Origin of the sequence: Paenibacillus sp. FSL A5-0031, from assembly GCF_001956295.1 — a bacterium.
Lineage (GTDB): Bacteria > Bacillota > Bacilli > Paenibacillales > Paenibacillaceae > Pristimantibacillus.
The window spans coordinates 280,527-299,636 of sequence record NZ_MRTD01000008.1; the positions used below are offsets into that span (position 1 = coordinate 280,527).

Genomic DNA, 19,110 nt, shown 5'->3' on the forward strand with positions numbered 1-19,110 from the left:
TCATGAAACCAATTGAACAAATGAACGTCGCAGAGTGGCACGCACTGTTTAAATCTCGTACCGAGTCTCTGTCTGACCTTACTCGAAATGCCGCATATGTACATAGTGCAATTACAGCAATTAATCAGATAAAGCCTACGCTTTCTTCTGCACAAAATAATCTATTCGAGCTGCATGCTCATCTTCATATTCTGATGCTGCTGCTTAATCTTATTCCCGATCAAAAGGGACATTCCGGCTCCTTTATCGGCTTCCATACACATGCTGCTATTGCTGATGTACAGCTTGCTATTGCTGAGCTCATGCAAAAAAAATCCGATCCTGCCGATGGGCCCGGCTATTGGCAGTGCCTAGAAGAAACATTAGCCTTTTTGCGCAGGCTCATGCTGGTGGAATCAGGATCAAAGACGTATTTCTCCGATCCTTATTTTTGGTTATGGCAATACTGGATTATCCCTAACCAGAACGATATGAGCCTATGTCTAGAAGAGCTGCAGCAATTGAATGCCGCATCTTTAAAGCCCGGCTCAGCGCTCTCCCGCTACCCTTTTCTGCTTGCCGAGGTGTGGATGAACTTCTTCTTACAACGCGACGAAGAGGCGTGTAGCAAACTAAAGGAAATAAGCAGCGGTAACGAGCTTCGTCCAAGTGACTTATTCCATGTCTTAACCATAATGACTGAAAAAGAGCAATGGCAGCGGTTATCGAATTGGTTAGTGGAAACGAAGCCGTATATAGAGAAAAGCCGAATTAACGCCTTGGAAATCTTTTATAGCTACTGGGACGATGTAATTGAACATATTCCAGATGCGGAGCAGCTGATGTGGGCGCCTCTCATTCAATCGCTTCCCTACGCTAGTTCTATTTACGAAGGAAAACTGCTCCGTCATGCCAAATGGCAGCAATGGATTGATTATCAGCTCAGCACGGGAACCGAGCCGCTTGACTATCGCGTTGGAGTGTTCGCCCCTATTGAGAAACATGCGCCGGAGCTGCTGCTGCCCTTTTATCATCAGGCTGTGGAAAGATATGTGCTGCTCAAAAATAGGCCTGGCTACAAAACTGCTGTGAAGCTGCTCAAACGGCTGGCTAAGCTGTACAAGAAAAGGAAAGACGAGGAGCGCTGGGAAACGTTTATTACAGCGTTCGCTTCTAACCATAGCCGCCTTCGTGCGCTTCAGGAAGAGCTTCGGAAAGGAAAACTTATACCATGAGCAAGTTTACAAAAACAATTACGGTATACGCTAGTTTAACGACTCATGGTGATGCTCTCCTATACGGAATGAGCGGCATGAGTGACTTCCTGCCCGGCGTCAGCTTGAAGCACAGCTTGTTCGCCTGGCATACGCCTTCCTTTTACGGCACAGAACTCGAAGTACAGCAGGTTGAAGGACTAGAGCTTGTTTTGCTTCCAGCCGAGCAGGTTATTCCTTTTTTTGCGGAAAACACGGTGCTTGAGCATGTGGAATGGATATGGGAAGAGCAAGCCGGAATGCTTGTTGCGCTCGCCCCCTTGTTAGCAGCTGAAATAACTGCGCATCGCTTTATACCAAGCTTCTCAGCATTCCGTACAGGAAAGCTCCAATGGAGCTGGGATAATGCTGCAATAAACGAACAAATTCAGAGCATGATCAGAAAAACGCAAACAGACGATAGCTTTAAGACGGGATTGCTTGCTGCTTTTTCTGCTGCTGTATTTGACGCTTATTATGGCACAGAAACGACTGCTGCTGATTTGCGCAGGGAATACCCGCTCCTCTTTGCCAAGGATGGCATAACCGCCGGACTTGATGCACAGGCATGGCTGATCGCCATTGGCTGGAAAGCCGATCAAGCTCCATTTCGGCCAATGCTTCAGCTTGTCGAGCCCGTTGCTGTGGATGACCCGTGGCAGCTTAAGCTTATTTTGCAGGACAAGCTCGATCAAGCGGTTATTGTACCCGTTAAATTGTCTGATACAGGCGAAGCTTACGGCTCGTGGCCTGCTTCTTGGTCGCCTTCTATTCGTGAGCGTTCCTCAGGCTGGTTGGAGCGTCTGCGTGCTTGCCTGCCAACAAACCTGCTAGCGGGCAATCGTGACAATATTTTAAACGTCCCCTTGAAAAATGATGCCGCTTGGCGGTTCCTTGCCGTAGATAGCCCCCGTTTATTAGACGCGGGCTGGCAGGTACTGCTTCCCGCTTGGTGGGAAACCGCCAGCCGTAAGAAACCACGCCTTCGCGCTAAGGTCAGCACGAGTAAACGAGAAGAGGGCTCCGGTGAATCATTATTTGGACTGGATACACTAATCGAATTCGATTGGCGCATTGCCATTGGAGACACTGACCTGACTGAATCCGAGTTTAATGAGCTTGTTGCCCGGAATGAGCGGCTCGTTCGCTTCCGAGGACAGTGGGTTTCGCTTGATCCCGCCTTGCTTGCGCAAATTCGCAAAGCGATGTCGGGCATTGACCGCGCCGAAGGTTTATCATTTCAAGATGTTCTTCAGCTGCATCTTTTGGGAAGCGGCAACGAGCATGGGGAAGATCAGCCTGAGCAAGAAAACGAAGCAGAGCAAGAGCATCGTATTCAACTGGAAGTTGAGCTGAACGAGCATTTGATGACGCTGGTCAGCCAGCTAAATCAACGAACCGAATGGCCTATGCTTGCTGTTCCTGCCGGGCTGCGTGCCGAGCTTCGACCTTATCAGCAGGAAGGTTACGCTTGGTTGTCCTTTTTACGACGATTCGGACTTGGCGCATGCTTGGCCGACGACATGGGTCTTGGCAAGACGGTTCAGCTTATCGCCTATTTGCTCAATCTCAAGGAGAGCGCAGCAGAGTCGGAGCAACACATGCCATCGCTCATCATTTGCCCAACCTCTGTTCTGGGCAACTGGCAGAAGGAGATAAGCCGCTTTGCACCCTCACTGCGCGTCATGCTTCATTACGGAAGCAGGCGCCTCGTAGGAGAACATTTCCTTGAGGAAATGCGGAACGCTGATGTCATACTAACTTCATTCGCCACCGCTACACTTGATCAGGACATGCTGAAGGATATTACCTTTGCAGCGATTTGCTTGGATGAGGCACAAAATATAAAGAACGCACAAACGAAACAATCCGCAGCCGTTCGCAGCTTTACTGCGAAGCATCGTATCGCTTTGACGGGCACGCCGATCGAGAATCGTTTATCGGAGCTGTGGTCCATCTATGATTTCATGAATCCGGGGTTTCTGGGGAGTGCACATGGTTTCCAGCACCGCTTCAGCAATCCTATTGAAAAGGAACGCAATGTTCAGCGCACCGCAGACTTGCAGAAGCTAGTTAAGCCATTCATGCTGCGGCGCAAGAAGAAGGACCCCGCGATCCAGCTTGATTTGCCGGACAAAAACGAAATGAAAACGTATATTCATCTCACAGCCGAGCAAGGCGCGCTTTATAATCAAACCGTTAATCAGCTTATGGATCGCATGCAAAAGCTTGAAGGCATCGAACGTAAAGGCGCCATTTTATCGTCCATTATGCAGCTGAAGCAGCTATGCGATCATCCGATGCTGCTAACCAAAGAACCTTTGGTGGACAGCTCTGCGCCCGCTGGCGAGCAAATGGATACAGAGCGGATCATAAGCCGATCAGCTAAGCTTGAGCGGCTGCTCGCCATGGTGAGAGAACTGAGAGATGAAGGCGAACGCTGCCTTATTTTCACGCAATACCTCGGTATGGGGGAAATGCTTCAAAGCGTGCTGCAGCAGGAGCTGCAGGAGCCGATATTATATTTGAATGGCAGCACCTCCAAGCTGGCGCGGGACCGCATGATTGAGCGGTTCCAATCGCAACAATTGCCGCCGGAAGAGCAGCCTAATGTGTTCATTCTGTCGATTAAGGCTGGCGGCGTCGGGCTTAACCTGACCGCTGCTAATCATGTATTCCATTTTGACCGTTGGTGGAATCCTGCTGTGGAGAACCAAGCAACCGACCGCGCGTACCGCATGGGTCAAACGCGTGACGTTCAGGTTCATAAATTTATCTCGCTTGGCACGTTGGAGGAACGCATCGATGAGATGCTCGAAAATAAGCAGCAGCTCAGCGAAAATGTCATCTCCAGCTCTGAGGGCTGGATCACGGAGCTGTCAACCGATGAGCTGAAGGAGCTCTTCACTTTGCGTCAGGATTGGAGCGATTCATAAGGGATTCTTTTCCTTTTGACTTGCCGTGAAATAGCCCTTTGTGCTACACTGATGCTAATTTAAATGAACGGAGGGTTACGTGTGATAGACTATATCCGAGTTAGGTCTTTGCGCAGCTGCTAATTGAATAGCGCCAAAGCTCTGCCTGTGTGCAGGGGACTCAGGATAGGTCTGCCCATTTTGAAGGTAACCCATATAAACAGAATACGTCGACTATTGTAGGGAGCATCCCAACTCGCGTATTCGCCTTTAGAGCGGAATTTCCATACGTTTATTTCAGCGTATATGGAAGGCCATCAATCCATATTGATAAGGGATACTCGATTCCTTATGGATATTTTTACTGATACCCTCTTACCTATAACGGTGAACACAGGCAGAGCTGCCTGTGTTTTTTATTTTTTAAATAACCGTTAAAAGGATGATGAATAATGGAACAACCAAAACAAAAGGCGATTATCGTCGGAGTTCAGCTTCAAAATCAAACCGACTTTGAATACTCCATGGAGGAGCTTCGCAATCTAGCTTCCGCTTGTTATATCGAGGTCGTTGATGAACTAAGCCAAAAGGCAGCACGCATTAACCCATCTCACTATATTGGGACTGGAAAGATCCAAGAGCTGCTGGCCCTGCTCGAAGCGCATGACGCGCATGTCGTTATTTTCAACGATGAGCTCTCCCACTCTCAAATTCGTAATTTGGAAGCCGCTTTGGAGCGGACGGTCATTGACCGAACGATACTCATTCTGGATATTTTTGCGGAGCGCGCCAAAACAAGAGAAGCCCAGCTGCAAGTCGAAGTTGCTCGGCTTCAATATATGCTTCCTAGGCTTGTCGGACTTCGCGCATCCTTGGGGCGGCAAGGCGGTGGAGCTGGACTCAAGAACAGAGGCGCTGGTGAAACGAAGCTTGAGCTGGATCGCAGACGCATCGAAGAGCGCATCACCGCTTTGCAAGCCGAGCTTGAGAAGCTGGTAGCTCGCCGTCAAATTCAGCGGAAGCAGCGGCAGAAGAACGAGGTGCCTGTCGTCTGTCTCGTCGGTTATACGAATACGGGGAAATCCAGCTTGATGAATGCTTTGCTTGAGAAATACAATCCAGAAACAACGAAGCAGGTATTTGCCAAGGATATGCTTTTTGCGACGCTGGAGACCTCGGTTCGCAGTATTGATTTGCCTGACAACAAATCATTCCTGCTCACAGATACGGTCGGCTTCGTAAGCCAGCTTCCCCATCACCTGGTGAAGGCCTTCCGCTCAACTTTAGAGGAAGTAACTGAAGCTGATTTGCTCGTACATGTCGTCGACTACGCCCATGACGATTATGAGCAGCTTGTTGCGGTTACGAATGAGACGTTAAAGGAGCTGGGGGCTTACAATCTCCCAACGATTTATGCTTACAATAAATGTGATCTGACGGAGCATCCTTATCCAGAAGTACGTGATAACAACGTCTACCTATCCGCCAAAAAGAATATTGGACTAAATGAGCTTATTCAGCTTATTCGCGATCATGTCTTTGACGACTATATGGAATGCGAGCTGTTGATTCCGTTCAACCAAGGGCGCTTGGTTGCTTACTTTAACGAGCATGCGCATGTGCATGCAACGGAATACGAAGCAGAAGGTACTCGGATGAAGCTGGAATGCCGGGTATCTGATTTTGAAAGGTACCGGAATGAAGTAACAGTGCTTTAAGAAAAAAGGAGGCTGTCCAAAAGGGTAATAACCTTTTGCGACAGCCTCTTCTTACGTCGAAAATATCTAGTTGCTGCGATCCTGCGGGTGAGGCTCGACTGCAAGCATTGCCGCCTTTGCGTTCGCTTCAACCTGAGCCGGGTCCTTGCAGCCCGGAATGACAGCCGTTACGGCAGGATGCTTCAAGCACCAAGCAAGCGCCCAGCTCGCCATATCGACACCTTGCGGCACCTCTTCACGCTGAATGTGTTCTACTTCCAGCAGCTTAAGCCGCGTGTTCTCTTTATCATGCCTGTGGCGTACATCGGTATCACCGAATACGGCCCCCGGCTTATATTTGCCGCTCAAATAGCCGCTCGCCAGCGGAACACGTGCAAGCACGCCCAAATCCTGCTGCTCGCATGCTGGAAATACTCTTTCCTCCGGTTGACGGTCGAGTCGATTATATACGACCTGAATGACGCGAGAGTTCACCTTTGTTGATGCTTCTGTCTGATGCAGATTGTCATTGCTGCCGATAGACGTCCCAAGAAAACGGATTTTCCCGGCTGCAATTTGCTTATCCAGAGTGGTCCACAGCACATCATTATCAAATGCTTGGTCTGGTCCTGAGTGGAACTGGTACAGGTCAATATAGTCCGTCTTTAGCGCCTTCAGTGAAGCATCAAGCTGAGCTACAACACCTTCGGCGTCAAATACGTCGGTACGCGTGAAGCGCTCGTGGAAATGATGGCCAAACTTTGTTGCTATGATCCAATCCTCGCGGTTGCGGCGGCTGATATAATCTCCAATGAGTGACTCTGAGAGGTGATCACCGTAACATTCAGCGGTATCAATCAGATTGATGCCAAGCTCACTCCCTTTATCGAGAATCAAATCGACTTCGTTCTGCGAATACTCCCGTCCCCATTCTCCTCCAAACTGCCAGGTTCCGATGCCGATTACCGACACATTTAGTTCTGTGCTTCCGAGTCTTCTATACTTCAAGATCAACACTCCTTCTAAATGATGTAGCCTGTCCTTTTCATTTTAACATTTTAAACCATGAGTAAGAAATAGCATGCTTCCGTATTCTGTGCTACAATACTGAAATTGCTATGGCAATTTTATTAGGGAGGTTTACTGAATCACCATGCTTATTATTGGTATCGCTGGCGGCACCGGTTCGGGAAAAACTACGGTTGCACGCTCTGTCATTGAACGTCTTGGATCGGAAAAAGTAACTTTCATATCTCAGGATAACTACTATAAAACCTATTCGCATCTCAGCATGGCTGAACGTGAATTGATCAATTATGATCACCCTCTCTCTTTCGATATCGAGCTGCTCGCTCAAGATCTGCTGCTTCTAAAAGAAGGGAAAACCGTTTACGCGCCAGTCTATGACTTCGCCGCTTATGCTCCATCCACAACAGAAACGGTAGAGCTTAAGCCGAATAATATCGTAATATTGGAAGGACTTCATGTGCTCGCTGAAGAAAGCATTCGGAAGCTGCTCGACATCAAAGTATTCGTCGATACGGACCCCGATGTGCGTATTCTCCGTCGTGTGCTTCGGGATATTGAGGAGCGCGGCCGGACGATCCAGTCCGTTCATGACCAGTACTTGAAGACGGTTAAGCCAATGCACGAGGCTTTTATCGAACCATCCAAAAAATATGCCGATCTAATCATTCCCGAAGGCGGACACAATGAGGTCGGTATCCAGTTGCTGTCCATACTGACTGAAAAATATATGACAGATCACGAGCCGCCGATTCTCGGTTAATTGCGCTCTAAACATAGGAAAAGGGCAGTCCCTCCGGTCATTTCAGACCATGAGGGACTGCCCCTTTTTTAGCAAATGTAAGTTTAAAGTGCCATCCGGTCGCTTCTCAGCAGCAATAAGACTACTTTCTAGTTCTATTTCAGCAAAATGAGCTCATCCGATGATAATAAGACTAGTTTCTAGTGCTATTTTCACGTAAAACACGCATACAGTGCTATTTGGCAGCTTCTCAGCAACAATAAGACTACTTTCTAGATCTATTTCGGCAAAATGAGCTCAAACAATAGAGTTTGTTTGGCTTCCGCGCTCATGATGCTTGTTTGCGAAAAACAGCACAGAAGCTGTCAGACATAAACAGAACAGAATCAAATAAAGAAATGGCGCTCCAAAGTAATCGACCACCGCGCCGCCCATCGCATTGCCGACAATGCCTCCGAGTCCCCATGTTACAGCCGCATATACCGTTTGCAGAGTCGCTTTCGTGCCCTCAGTCGCATAGCTTTGTACGATTTCAACAGCTGTGCCCGCGACAAAAGCGAACGCGATCCCATTTAGCAGTTGAACCGCCAGCGTCAATGAAACGTTATCGAAGAAAAACATCGCGAAATATTGGATGCCATAGATCAAAGCCGCGACGCACAGCAGCTGGTATCTGCCTATTCGCTTGCTTAGCTTCGTCGCCACCCAGAACATCGGCACCTCAATAATAGCGGCTATCGCAAAAGCACTGCCGATCCAGCTCTTATCAAAGCCCATTTCCTTAAAGTATAATGGCAAAAAATTCATATTAATCGATGCAGACATCATCATCAGCATGCTTGTAGCGACAAAGATCATAAACGGCTTATTGCGAACAACCTCGCCCATTTGGCCGAATAACGTCACATTTCTACGAGTAACCTTCGTTGCTGGAAGCAGCATGAGCGCCAAGCAGACGGTTAAACTCACAATAAGATAATAAATAAAGATATCGTTGTAGCCGTATTTTTCGTATAAAATGCCTGTAGCAAAGGTACCTATCGCATAACTTAAAGCTCCCCATAATCTGACGCTGCCAAAGGAAAAACCTTTTTTGCTGGCAATTTCTACAGACATCGCGTCACCTATCGGTCCGCCAGAGGATTGAAACCATGCAAAGAAAATAGACAAGAAGAGAATCCCCGCAAGTCCCTCCATAAGCTGAAATCCAAGCCCGAGTATCGGAGCAATGATAACGCAGATCATGATAATTTTGCGCGGATTGTTAATTCGGTCATTAATCATGCCCATCACGGGCTGGGCAATGACGCTGACCAATGCCCATAAGGACAGGATGAGACCAACCGTTGTATGGCTAAAGCCGCGATCACTGAAATATAGACTCGTGTAAGGCATAACGACAGAAATGGCTAAATACCATAAAAAATAATAGGTTGCTAATGACTTCACCGGGTACGTACCTTCTCTCTACAGCTCTTCCTTAATCTCCGATTGCCAGCTGAGCTGCCTGCACATCTCATGCATATTGCGAATATCCCGCCTTGCTTCAATGCGGGTTAACCCTAATTCCTTCGCAGTCTTAGCAGCCCACCGAAGCAAATACACGAGCGTATCCGCTTGCGCTTCCTTAGCCGCAAAGTCGAGTAGTACAAGCGTATCTTCTACGACGCCGGCGCGTACGAAACCCCAATAGGAGCCTTCAAACTGCCATATATGGAACAGCTCGCGATTCTCCATAACACCGAATTCATGAATTGGATTCTCCAAATGCTCAAGCCATTCCAGCTCGGAATTGAATTGAAGCGTATATTGTGGAACGTTCCATGCTATGGTCTGAGCAGCTAGCGCAGACAGCTCCTCTTTATTTGCCAAGGGAGCCCAGCCCTCCGAAGGATAATCCAGCTCAGACGGAACCTCAACCGTTATTTTCCAAGGTTTGTAGCCTACTTCTAACCCTGCTGACTCGAGCATTTCGGGAATACCGACGCATCGTAGTCCTCTTTGCTTAGCGGTTTGGATAAGTGCTCTTAAAGCCTCCGGAGTGCCTGTCGCAATATCATTGCTATGCATGACGACAATCGTCCCTTTATCTAGAACCGGTTCGACCTTTGCAATGATATCTTCCGAAGAAACGCCCCGCCAATCTCCTGAATCGACGCCTTCAATGTCCCGGTAGCCGCCCCATTCATCCAGCCAATCCAAGTTTTCTTCGCGGAAAGAACAATAAGGAAAACGCATAAAAGTTGGGCAAGCAAGGCCTGTCGCATCCTGATAAGCCAGCTCGGTCAGCTTAAGCTGCTCCAAAAATACAACCTTAGGCACCTCTGCCATTCGGCGATGATGATACGTATGCGGGGCGAGCACATGACCGCGTGAAAGTATTTCTCTAGCTTTATCTGGATATCTATCTATCCACTCGCCCGTAAAAAAGAAGGTGCCAATCGCTTCTTCTTCCTCTAGAACAGAAAGCCAAAGTTCAAGTGGTAGATGTGAAGGCCCGTCATCAAACGTAAATGCACATATCGGCTGGTCGTTATTTCCCTTCCAAAACGCTTCAATTGTCATGTGATAACCCCTATTCTCTCGTTAGTTTCCTGTATTATAGTTGAGAATAAAAAAATGTTCCAATACTCTCCTCTCCTTATCTAATACAATCCTACTGTCTTACAAAAAAAACTCGTCCTGCTTAAAAAGCAAAAACGAGTTTCCTTCTATCTGCTCTATTGAACAGATAAAAGTATGCCAAAAAACGGGAATAAGACAGCTATGCAAGCAAAGGCAGCAAACATGCTGCGTTTCTCTTTTTTATAGCTGGGAAATAATAAGGCCAGTGCTGCAATTCCAATAACAATCATGCTGATATATACCAAATTCCAGTTCCACTGCAGCGACACGTCTTGCAAATCGCCATGCAAAAAAGTAAATAACGGAGATGGAGAAGGCTGTTCGAACTCCCCTTCATGAGGCGGCTCCTGTACACCCATGTAGGCGGTTGTGATGAGGATGACTAGTGCAAGTAACGTTTCCGCTCGAAGCCACCATTGCAATCTACTTTTATGCCGACCATTATCTGTAATTTTTGATAGAAACCCATTCATAAAGCCTAGAAGAACAAGCGGCAAGAAAACAAGATGCTTAAGTAGAAGCGCTTGTCCATAATTGATTCCCCATGAGTTGATATAACCATCGACTAGGAGAAACATCATCACAATACCAGCCGCTACAATAAGGACGATGCTGCTGATCGACATTGGCGTAAACCATCGTACAAACGCCTTCCAGTTCCATTCCCCATTTGTAAACCAAGCAACAATAAGAAGCGTGCCAAGCCAAAGAGAAACTGCAGCGACATGAACGGATTGTGAAAGTACGCCCCAGAAAGGCGAGAAGCCTGCCGGATGGCTGGCCCAGCCATGAGCTAGAATACTGGCACACCATAAGAGTGCTAGAACCCATTTGGTCATTTTACCCTGCATGCCTTTAAACTGTGTGATCATGTACATCACGGTACATATAATGAGATTCCAAACCCATGCATTGCCGTACGAATAATCTTTTACAACAATTAATAAAACCTGAATAAAGGGCATGTCCTGCGCAAAATCGCGTAAAACAAGCGCTGATCGAAGAATCGACATAAATGAAAACAGCGGGATTGCCAATAAAGCATATTGAAATAAATCAGTGATGTTCTTTAATTGCGGTTTGGACTTCTCTGGAATGAATTGAAGCAATAGATAACCGCCGGTCAAAGCAAAGGACAAATAAAGCAGCGTTTCAAACAAATAAATGTACAATATGATCAACTCCAAGCACAGGGTTCAACTCAAAAGTCATCATATCATAAATAAAAACAAATGAATGCATGCTCATATGATATTTGTTTGAAAAATAGGAATGCCCACACTTGAGCACGTATTCCATAAACAAACAGCTCCTTCCTCGGAAGAGAAAAGAGCTGCCAGCTGCTATTGGATTATTCAAATATTAGCTTATTTAACCGCCCCAGCTGTAATCCCGCTTGCGATTTGCCTTTGAAAAATAATATAAATAATTAGAACCGGAATAATGGTGATCAACAGCGCTGCGAACAACGGGCCCCACTCTGTACGATACTGCATCTCGGCTTGCATAACGCCAATTTCCACCGGCAGCGTATACTGGGTCGGATCATTAATAAGTATCGTACCCACGATATATTCGTTCCAGATGTTCAGGATGTTGACGATGCCAACCGTGATCAAACCTGGCTGCGCCAGCGGAAGCATAACTCGGAAAAATGTCCCGTAATAAGAAGCGCCATCCACAATCGCTGCTTCCTCCAGCTCCTTCGGCAGCGACTTAAAAAACCCGACGAGCACAAAGATGCCGAAGGCCAGCAAGCTGGACGTATAAACAAATATCAATCCAAGCTTCGTATTAATTAAGCCGAGCGAATTCATCAAGAAAAACAACGGAATGAGCGCTAGTACAAACGGTACCATCATTGAGGAAATATAAAGCAGAAACAACGCATTGCTTCCTCTAAATTTATATCTCGCCAGCACATACGCTGTCGTTGCGGATAGGAGCAGCGCCAATATCGTCGATCCTGTCGTAATGACAAGGGAATTCACGAAATAAGTATCAAAGTGGTATTTGCTCCACACATACGAGAAGTTGGACCAAATAAGCGGAATCTCAGGCAAAGCCCACGGTGCATTCAAGAAAAATTGTTCATTATTTTTTAGAGAATCAAGCAAGGTCCAAATGAGCGGGTACAATACCGATATGCCCCATAGGATCAAAATGGCATAGATGATTAGCTTGGCGATTGGATTTTTAATCTGTATATTCATCTCTTTATCCCCCTTAGCTCATCTCAACGGGATCATGACGCATAAGCCGTTGAAGTACGATTGTCGTAATTAAGGACAGGACCAGGATGATAAACCCTATCGAAGCACCATACCCAAAGTGGAATTGCCGGAATGCCATTTGATACAAGTAGGAGCCCATAACCTGTGTGCTGTTATCCGGTCCGCCTTCTGTCATAATCCATACGATTACGAAGGAACCGTTAAGCGTAGTCATCATGATGTTAAGAATGGACACTTTCATCTGCTCCCAAACGAGCGGAAGCGTGATGCTCCAAAACTGTTTCCATTCCCCTGCGCCCTCAATGCTTGCCGCTTCAAAATAGGAAGCAGGAATGCTTTGAATAGCTGCAATGAGAAGAATCATATAAAAGCCGATACCCGCCCAAATAGCCGGAGGCAGAAGCATCCATATGGTATGATCGGAAAAACCGAGCCACGTTATCGATACTTTTTCACTCGTGAATAACGACAAAAATGCATTCAGGAAGCCAATTTGCGGATTATATATGAAATTCCACAATACGCCAATAACAACGACGGAAATTACATTCGGAATGAAGAAAATCGACCGAAAAAATCCAGCCAGCTTAAAGCCAAACCTAGTGAGCGCTACTGCAAAAAACGTCGCGAGAAGCATAATTCCGATTACTTTGCCAGCAACAAGAAAATAGTCGTTGCCGATCGCTCTCCACACAATGGGATCATGGAACATCTCTTTGAAATTATCAAAGCCAACAAACGTTTTTGTCTCCGACATGCCGGACCAGTCAAAAAATGAATAATACAAGCTTTGCACTACCGGATAGATTGTAAATACGCCGAAAAATAAAAGAGTTGGGATGATGAATGATGCGATAAATATATTTCTCTGCCATTTTACTGTCCCTGAGTTCATACCTTCCATCCCTCCGAGTAAATTCACAGAAAGTGATCGAGGCGTTATGCCTCGATCAATCTCTGCCGTCAATCTTTTGAAGGCTTATTATTTGCTAACCTTTTTCACCACGTCAGTTACCCGCTTAACCCACTCTTCAGGCGTAATTTTGCTAATCGTCAGTGCATCTGTTGCATCCATCATCGCTTTATCAACGTCAGCGTTGTAAGTGATTGTTGGGATTACAACCGTGTTAGGATCTGTCAAATATTTAGCAGCATCTTTAACATGGCTTGGCGCATTGGAGCTGCTGATGTCGCCTTTAATGTTGGAAGGCGCGCCGCTTAGCTCAGCCCATTGTGAAGCTTGATCTTTTGAGAAAATGAATTGCAGGAACGCTTTAGCTGCTTCTTTGTTTTTCGCTTTTTTCGCGATGGCAACAGTAGCTGTGGATGTATTCGCAACCACTTTACCGCCTGCTTCTTGCGTAATGGAAGGAATGAAACCAAAGTCAAAGCCAGCAGGAACGTCTTTAGCCATTTCATTAGGCAGCCAAAGGCCATTCACAATGAAAGCATCTTTGTTTTGCAGGAACAGCATTTGTGAATCCGTGTGATTGATTTGGATAGAAGCTTTGTCGATGTAATCCTTATCGCGCATTTCTACGATTTTGTTCAATGCAGCAAGAACAGCAGGGCTTTCAAAAGCTTCTACTTTGTTAGCTGCCATATCTTGAAGAATAGAGAAATCGTTGTTGTTTGCTGATACGATAGCTGGATACAGGAACGAGCCATTGATATAGTACGGGTATTTACCTGTGTGAATGAACGGCGTAATGCCGTCTGCTTTGATTTTTTCGCTTACAGCAAGGAACGATGGGAAGTCAGTTGGCTCAGCCCAGCCTTTTTCCTTGAAGAGCGCTTTGTTCCAGAAAACACCCCATGAGTTGAGTACGAGTGGAATGTTGTATACTTTACCGTCAAATTGTTGAGCAGGTTGAGCCAAAATGTCGCTGATTAGATCACCGTCAACGTTTTTGGCATCTTTCAGCCAATCCGTCAAATCCTCCAGCTGGCCGTCTTCAACCATTTGGCGATCGTTCAATACCGGACCATCGATGTATACGAAATCTGGCGGGTTGCCGCCGATCCAGCGCGGTCTATTTTGATCGTTAATTTTAGGTCCTGCGGATTCTTTAATGTTAAGCTCCGGATTTGCAGCTTGGAAATCAGCAATAACTTTTTTCCACCATTTATCGCCATACCCGCCCACAAAATATTGAATTTCGAAATCGCCTGTCAGCTTAACCGTCGTGTCGGTTGCAGCAGGTGCGTCCGTCGCTTCAGCAGCCGGCTCCTTTGTAGGTGCATTAGTAGCTGCTCCACCATTATTGCTATTCGAGCCACATCCAACTAACGATACGGCAGCCAAAATAACGGCGATACCAAGCGCTGCAATCTTTTTCTTCATAATCATTAAAGCAAACCCTCCCAAAAATGATGTTTTTTACACTGTACCTAGGGGCTCATCTTGCTGCTCCATCGTGTAATTTCATCATAAATTGGGAGGGCTATAATCTCTATTGAATATCTTCCATATATTCTTTATTATCTTCTCTTCCGTGCATATAAAGCTATTTTTCGAGTAATTTCGCTAAGATAGCGCTTATTTTTGCTGATTGCTCTTATTTTCTGCAAAAGACTGCAATTCATCTAATGCCGCTTTTGGCGTCATTTGCTCATATAGAACAGCTTCACCTAGCTTACGGGTATAATCAAGCACCGCTTGCCAAGCAGGCTCCTTCGCCGGATAAAACCTCGCTTTGCTTAACGCTTCCAAATCGCTTTTGATCACTTCGCTTTTCTCCGACAGCTTGGTGCCCACCGTCGTCGTAACGGGAAGAAACCCTTCGCGTTTAATCATTTCTTCATAAGCTCGATCTTCATAAAGGAAGTCAAGAAACTTGGACAACGCTTCTTTATTGGTATGATCAGTTTTGAAGGACACGAGCAGATCATGTACACCAAACGTAATTGGCGATGTACCATCCTTTACTGGAATCGGACCCTTTCCCCATTCCAGCTCCGGAAACTCTTTGGGGACGACTGCCGAGAAATAATTGCCAGATATCATCATAGCAAGATGGCCTCCGCCCATAATTCGCTGCTTCTCGTCGCGAGTCGTTATGTTCGGCTCTGGCTCAGTCAAGCCTTTATCAAACAGCTCTTTAAAAAAAGTCAATCCTTCCACATTGGTCGGTGAATTAATGGCCCATTTCCCATCTTTAATCCAATCTCCACCCGAGCCAAAAAATATATAAGACAAAGTCGCCTGTGTCTCATTGTCCGACAGGTCAATTCCGAAGCCGTCTGCTGCGCCAAGTGCTTTAATTTTCATTGCGGCCTGCTCTAGCTCCGACCACGTTGTCGGAGGGGCAGCAATGCCCGCTTTGCGGAACAGCTCCTTGTTATAGTATAAATTCCGTGTAGTAGCAACGTATGGAATTGCGTATTGCACCCCGTCTATCTGATCCATATCTACTAAGTTCGGATACAGCCGATTCGCTAGTTCAGGCGATATAATATCATCCATATTATTTAACAAGCCATCCTTGGCGTAATGGGCATACACATTCGTATTCAGAAGATCGGGAGGCTGGTTTTTGCTAATCATAGTCGTATAGATTCCATCAAGTATATCCCAGTTGGCTACTTGCAGCTCTACATCAATGAGAGGGTTTTTCCTCTCAAACTCTTTTACCAGCTTTTCAAGCAGCGGCTTCGTTTCCGTACTGTATTCGGAGGCGACAAACCGAATCAACGCCCGCTCCTCCTTCGGAGTAGCAACTGGCTCTGGGTTCTCGTTCATGCACGAAGAGGAAACTACTGTAATTAACAAAAGGCTGATAGCAACCATAAGAGGTTTAATTCCATACCGTTTTCGCTGCATAAAGTTATATTATCCTTCCGAATAGGGATCTACTTACTCGTTATAAATGGGAATAGCAGCTTCTGATTTTCCGTTGTGTACATATTTTCTTTCGTAATGACATTGGATTCGATATAGGTGATAGGCTCGGTTTTTTCTCCATCAATTAGCTTTAGCGCCGCTTTCACGCCAAGATAACCCATATTAAATGGCTTTTGTACAATAGAAGCTGTCATAATGCCCGACTCCAGCAACTGAACCTCATCACTGGTGCTATCAAATCCAATAAGATTAATAGCACCTGTCTTGTTATACTCCTTCAGCAGCCTTGCAACCCCTTGTGACGCGGATTGATTGAGCGTAATAAATGTATTAATGCCGGAATCACTTCGAAGCAGCCGCTTGGCAATTTCATAGGCTTGATCCTCGGAATCATCTGCATAATAGGTTTCCATTGCACTCGCTTTGTAGCCCTTTAATGCAAGGCGCATTCCCTCCAGCCTCTCTTGCGAAATAACCGAGCTCGCGTAATCACTAATAACGGCAATATTCGGATCGCCGTCCGTTTCCTGAATGGAGGTTTGTCCTGCTAGTTGTCCTGCTTCTTTATGGTTGCTTGAAACAACGATAGGAGAGGGCTTCATACTCGGAGAATGATTAATAATGACCAGCTTGATGCCTGCAGCGCGCGCCTTGGCAAGAATAGCTGGCATTCGATTATCCATTACCATATCTATGACAATCGCTTGCGGCTTCCGTGCGATCGCATCCTCCAAGATTTGAATCTGAGCATTGGAATCGCCTTCAATAAGCGGACCTTCTACACTTAGGTTTAGCCCCGTCTCTTTGGCTGCTGCTTCCGCACCCTGATTGACTGCCTGCCAGAAATCAAGTCGAATATTTAAGGATTTCAAAATGACCGTAACATTTTTCTCCTCATGGTTAACGCCAAAAAGCAGATTAAAGTTGAATACAAAATAGATGGCAATCATCGCAATTGCCACGACTAGCAGCAGCGTAAATCGATGCTTTCGCATTATTTTGCTTCCCCCTTAATCGAGCTTCGGTATTACGATCGTAATACAGGTGCCCTCTTCAATTTCGCTGCGAATTTGGATGCCATACTCATGTCCAAAATAGAGCTTAATCCGCTCGTTTACATTGCGTATCCCGATGCCCTGGTTGGCGTTATCCTCCAAGTTGCTGTAGAGAAGCTTCCCTAGCTGTTCCGCTGACATCCCTTGGCCGTTATCCTCTACTTCAAAAATAATTTGATCGCCAGACTGCCTTCCACGTATCGTAATTAATCCATCATCCATGCCATACATGTTCCGGATGCCATGATATATCGCATTTTCTACAAAAGGCTGCAGCAATATTTTTAACGTTTTATAGTCGAGAATTGATTCTTCCATATCAATGACATAATTAAGCTCATCGTTATAGCGCATTTTCTGTATAAGCAAGTAGTTCGTAATATGCTCAATTTCCACTCGAATTGGAACGAGCTCTTTTTCCTTCGTAATGCTGGCGCGGAACAGCTTAGCTAAAGCGGATGTCATCAGAACGACCTCCTCATGCTGCTTCTGCTCGGCCATCCACACAATCGAATCGAGAGTGTTGTATAGAAAATGGGGATTGATTTGCGATTGAAGCAGCAGAAGCTCGCTTTTTCGCTTATTTTCCTGATTTAAAATCGTTTCCTCCATTAGAAACTTGGTTCGGCTGACCATTAAGTTAAAAGATCGACCCAGCTGTCCAATTTCATTCATTTGGCCAATTTCCGTCTGAATATTAAAGTTGCCCTTCTCTACTTGCTTCATGTCGGATTGCAATACTTTAATAGGCTTGGATAAGCGATGTGACAATCCTATGGAAATCAGCAGCGTAACAGCTAAGCCGCATAAGGAATAAAAAATAATGGAATTACGCAGACCCTCTTTGTTTGCAATCAAATCATCTGAATAAGCCACTCCGGCAATTCTCCATCCAAAGTTTGTGTCCTGCACGGAGTAAATACGTTTGTCTCCACCCTCGTTCACGACGAAGGATTGACCGCTTGGAGCCTGCAAAACTTCTGCAATACGCTCTGTACGCAGTTTGCTATCGATGAGCTGCTGCTGCGGATGATAAACGATATGGCCTTCGTTATCCACGATGAAGAGATAACCTTTTTTGCCGAGGTTAATATTTTCGCAAATGTCATTAATGACACTTAAGTTTAGATCAACGAGGAGTACGCCATCCGCCTTAATCCCATCTGTGCTCTTAAGCTCTCGACTCAGAGAAACAACCCAGCGGTATTCGTTTTCAATTAAGCTTTGTACATGAGGTGCAGAAACGACGGACCTGCCGCCTGCCGCTTTTGCCAGCTGATACCACTCTTGATCCTCTATCTTCGTATTTGGATTTAAGGTAGTTATTCGGCGGTCAGAAACAAATCGACCATTGTATCCAAACACCATAATGGATGCAATGTCCTTGCGCGTATACAAAATCGCCTGAAACAAGTCGGAAATTTGCTTCTCATACGTGCGGCGGTTCTCTGCGCTGATAAAGTTATTGTCCGATATGTAATACTTGACGTCCTTATTCGTTAAAGCGAGCAGTGATATATTTTCCATATTGTCGACATACGATTGAATATTTAAATTGACTTGCTTAATGATTTCCTCAATGTAGCCCTTCGAATTCCGCTCAACCGCCGCGACGGAAACCTGATAGCTTACTAGAGTTGTTAATACAATTGCAGCCAAAATCAGCATAGAAAACGCCAAAGATATATTGGATTGAATGCTTTTTAGCGGAAACAAAGGAAAGAACCGATCTTTGAGCAT

Annotated in this window: 14 protein-coding genes; 4 read left to right on the forward strand and 10 right to left on the reverse strand. The window is 45.9% G+C overall.

Annotated features, from left to right (window positions below):
- Positions 1 to 2 precede the first annotated feature (2 nt).
- The 3 genes from BK120_RS16535 to hflX all read left to right on the forward strand — a co-directional run bounded on the left by BK120_RS16535 (position 3) and on the right by hflX (position 5,865).
- A complete protein-coding gene (locus BK120_RS16535; protein WP_076268580.1) occupies positions 3 to 1,214 on the forward strand; it encodes a hypothetical protein in 1,212 nt (403 codons plus the stop codon).
- A complete protein-coding gene (locus BK120_RS16540; RefSeq protein ID WP_076268581.1) occupies positions 1,211 to 4,168 on the forward strand; it encodes a DEAD/DEAH box helicase in 2,958 nt (985 codons plus the stop codon). Before BK120_RS16535 ends, BK120_RS16540 begins: the two co-directional genes overlap by 4 nt.
- A 431-nt stretch (positions 4,169 to 4,599) precedes the next feature.
- Positions 4,600 to 5,865: a GTPase HflX gene (hflX, locus tag BK120_RS16545; protein WP_076268582.1), complete on the forward strand. Its 1,266-nt coding sequence runs from the start codon at positions 4,600 to 4,602 to the stop codon at positions 5,863 to 5,865.
- Between the two features lie 66 nt (positions 5,866 to 5,931).
- Here the strand turns inward: hflX and BK120_RS16550 are convergent, their stop codons facing one another.
- Entirely contained in the window at positions 5,932 to 6,852 is a 921-nt protein-coding gene (locus tag BK120_RS16550) for an aldo/keto reductase (RefSeq protein WP_076268583.1), read from the reverse strand.
- A gap of 145 nt (positions 6,853 to 6,997) precedes the next feature.
- On the opposite strand from BK120_RS16550, the gene udk reads away from it, so the two are divergent.
- Entirely contained in the window at positions 6,998 to 7,633 is a 636-nt protein-coding gene (udk, locus tag BK120_RS16555) for a uridine kinase (protein ID WP_076268584.1), read from the forward strand.
- A gap of 276 nt (positions 7,634 to 7,909) precedes the next feature.
- Here the strand turns inward: udk and BK120_RS16560 are convergent, their stop codons facing one another.
- From BK120_RS16560 to BK120_RS16600, 9 genes are all read right to left on the reverse strand, one after another.
- On the reverse strand, positions 7,910 to 9,061 hold the full coding sequence (locus BK120_RS16560) for an MFS transporter (RefSeq protein ID WP_076268585.1): 1,152 nt from the start codon (positions 9,059 to 9,061) through the stop codon (positions 7,910 to 7,912).
- A gap of 18 nt (positions 9,062 to 9,079) precedes the next feature.
- Entirely contained in the window at positions 9,080 to 10,177 is a 1,098-nt protein-coding gene (locus tag BK120_RS16565) for a polysaccharide deacetylase family protein (RefSeq protein WP_076268586.1), read from the reverse strand.
- Between the two features lie 155 nt (positions 10,178 to 10,332).
- Positions 10,333 to 11,409, reverse strand: a complete 1,077-nt coding sequence (locus BK120_RS16570; protein ID WP_076268587.1) for a copper resistance D family protein — start codon at positions 11,407 to 11,409, stop codon at positions 10,333 to 10,335.
- 195 nt (positions 11,410 to 11,604) lie between these two features.
- On the reverse strand, positions 11,605 to 12,450 hold the full coding sequence (locus BK120_RS16575; RefSeq protein ID WP_076268588.1) for a carbohydrate ABC transporter permease: 846 nt from the start codon (positions 12,448 to 12,450) through the stop codon (positions 11,605 to 11,607).
- Positions 12,451 to 12,463: 13 nt separating this feature from the next.
- Positions 12,464 to 13,366 carry a carbohydrate ABC transporter permease gene (locus BK120_RS16580; protein WP_054026051.1) on the reverse strand — a complete coding sequence of 301 codons (903 nt, stop codon included), beginning with the start codon at positions 13,364 to 13,366 and terminating at the stop codon, positions 12,464 to 12,466.
- 87 nt (positions 13,367 to 13,453) lie between these two features.
- Positions 13,454 to 14,821, reverse strand: coding sequence for an ABC transporter substrate-binding protein (locus BK120_RS16585; RefSeq protein WP_083682071.1), 1,368 nt, complete (start codon positions 14,819 to 14,821; stop codon positions 13,454 to 13,456).
- Positions 14,822 to 15,010: 189 nt separating this feature from the next.
- Positions 15,011 to 16,294, reverse strand: coding sequence for an extracellular solute-binding protein (locus tag BK120_RS16590; RefSeq protein WP_083682073.1), 1,284 nt, complete (start codon positions 16,292 to 16,294; stop codon positions 15,011 to 15,013).
- 29 nt (positions 16,295 to 16,323) lie between these two features.
- On the reverse strand, positions 16,324 to 17,310 hold the full coding sequence (locus tag BK120_RS16595) for a substrate-binding domain-containing protein (RefSeq protein ID WP_076268590.1): 987 nt from the start codon (positions 17,308 to 17,310) through the stop codon (positions 16,324 to 16,326).
- 15 nt (positions 17,311 to 17,325) lie between these two features.
- Entirely contained in the window at positions 17,326 to 19,110 is a 1,785-nt protein-coding gene (locus BK120_RS16600; protein WP_076268591.1) for a cache domain-containing sensor histidine kinase, read from the reverse strand.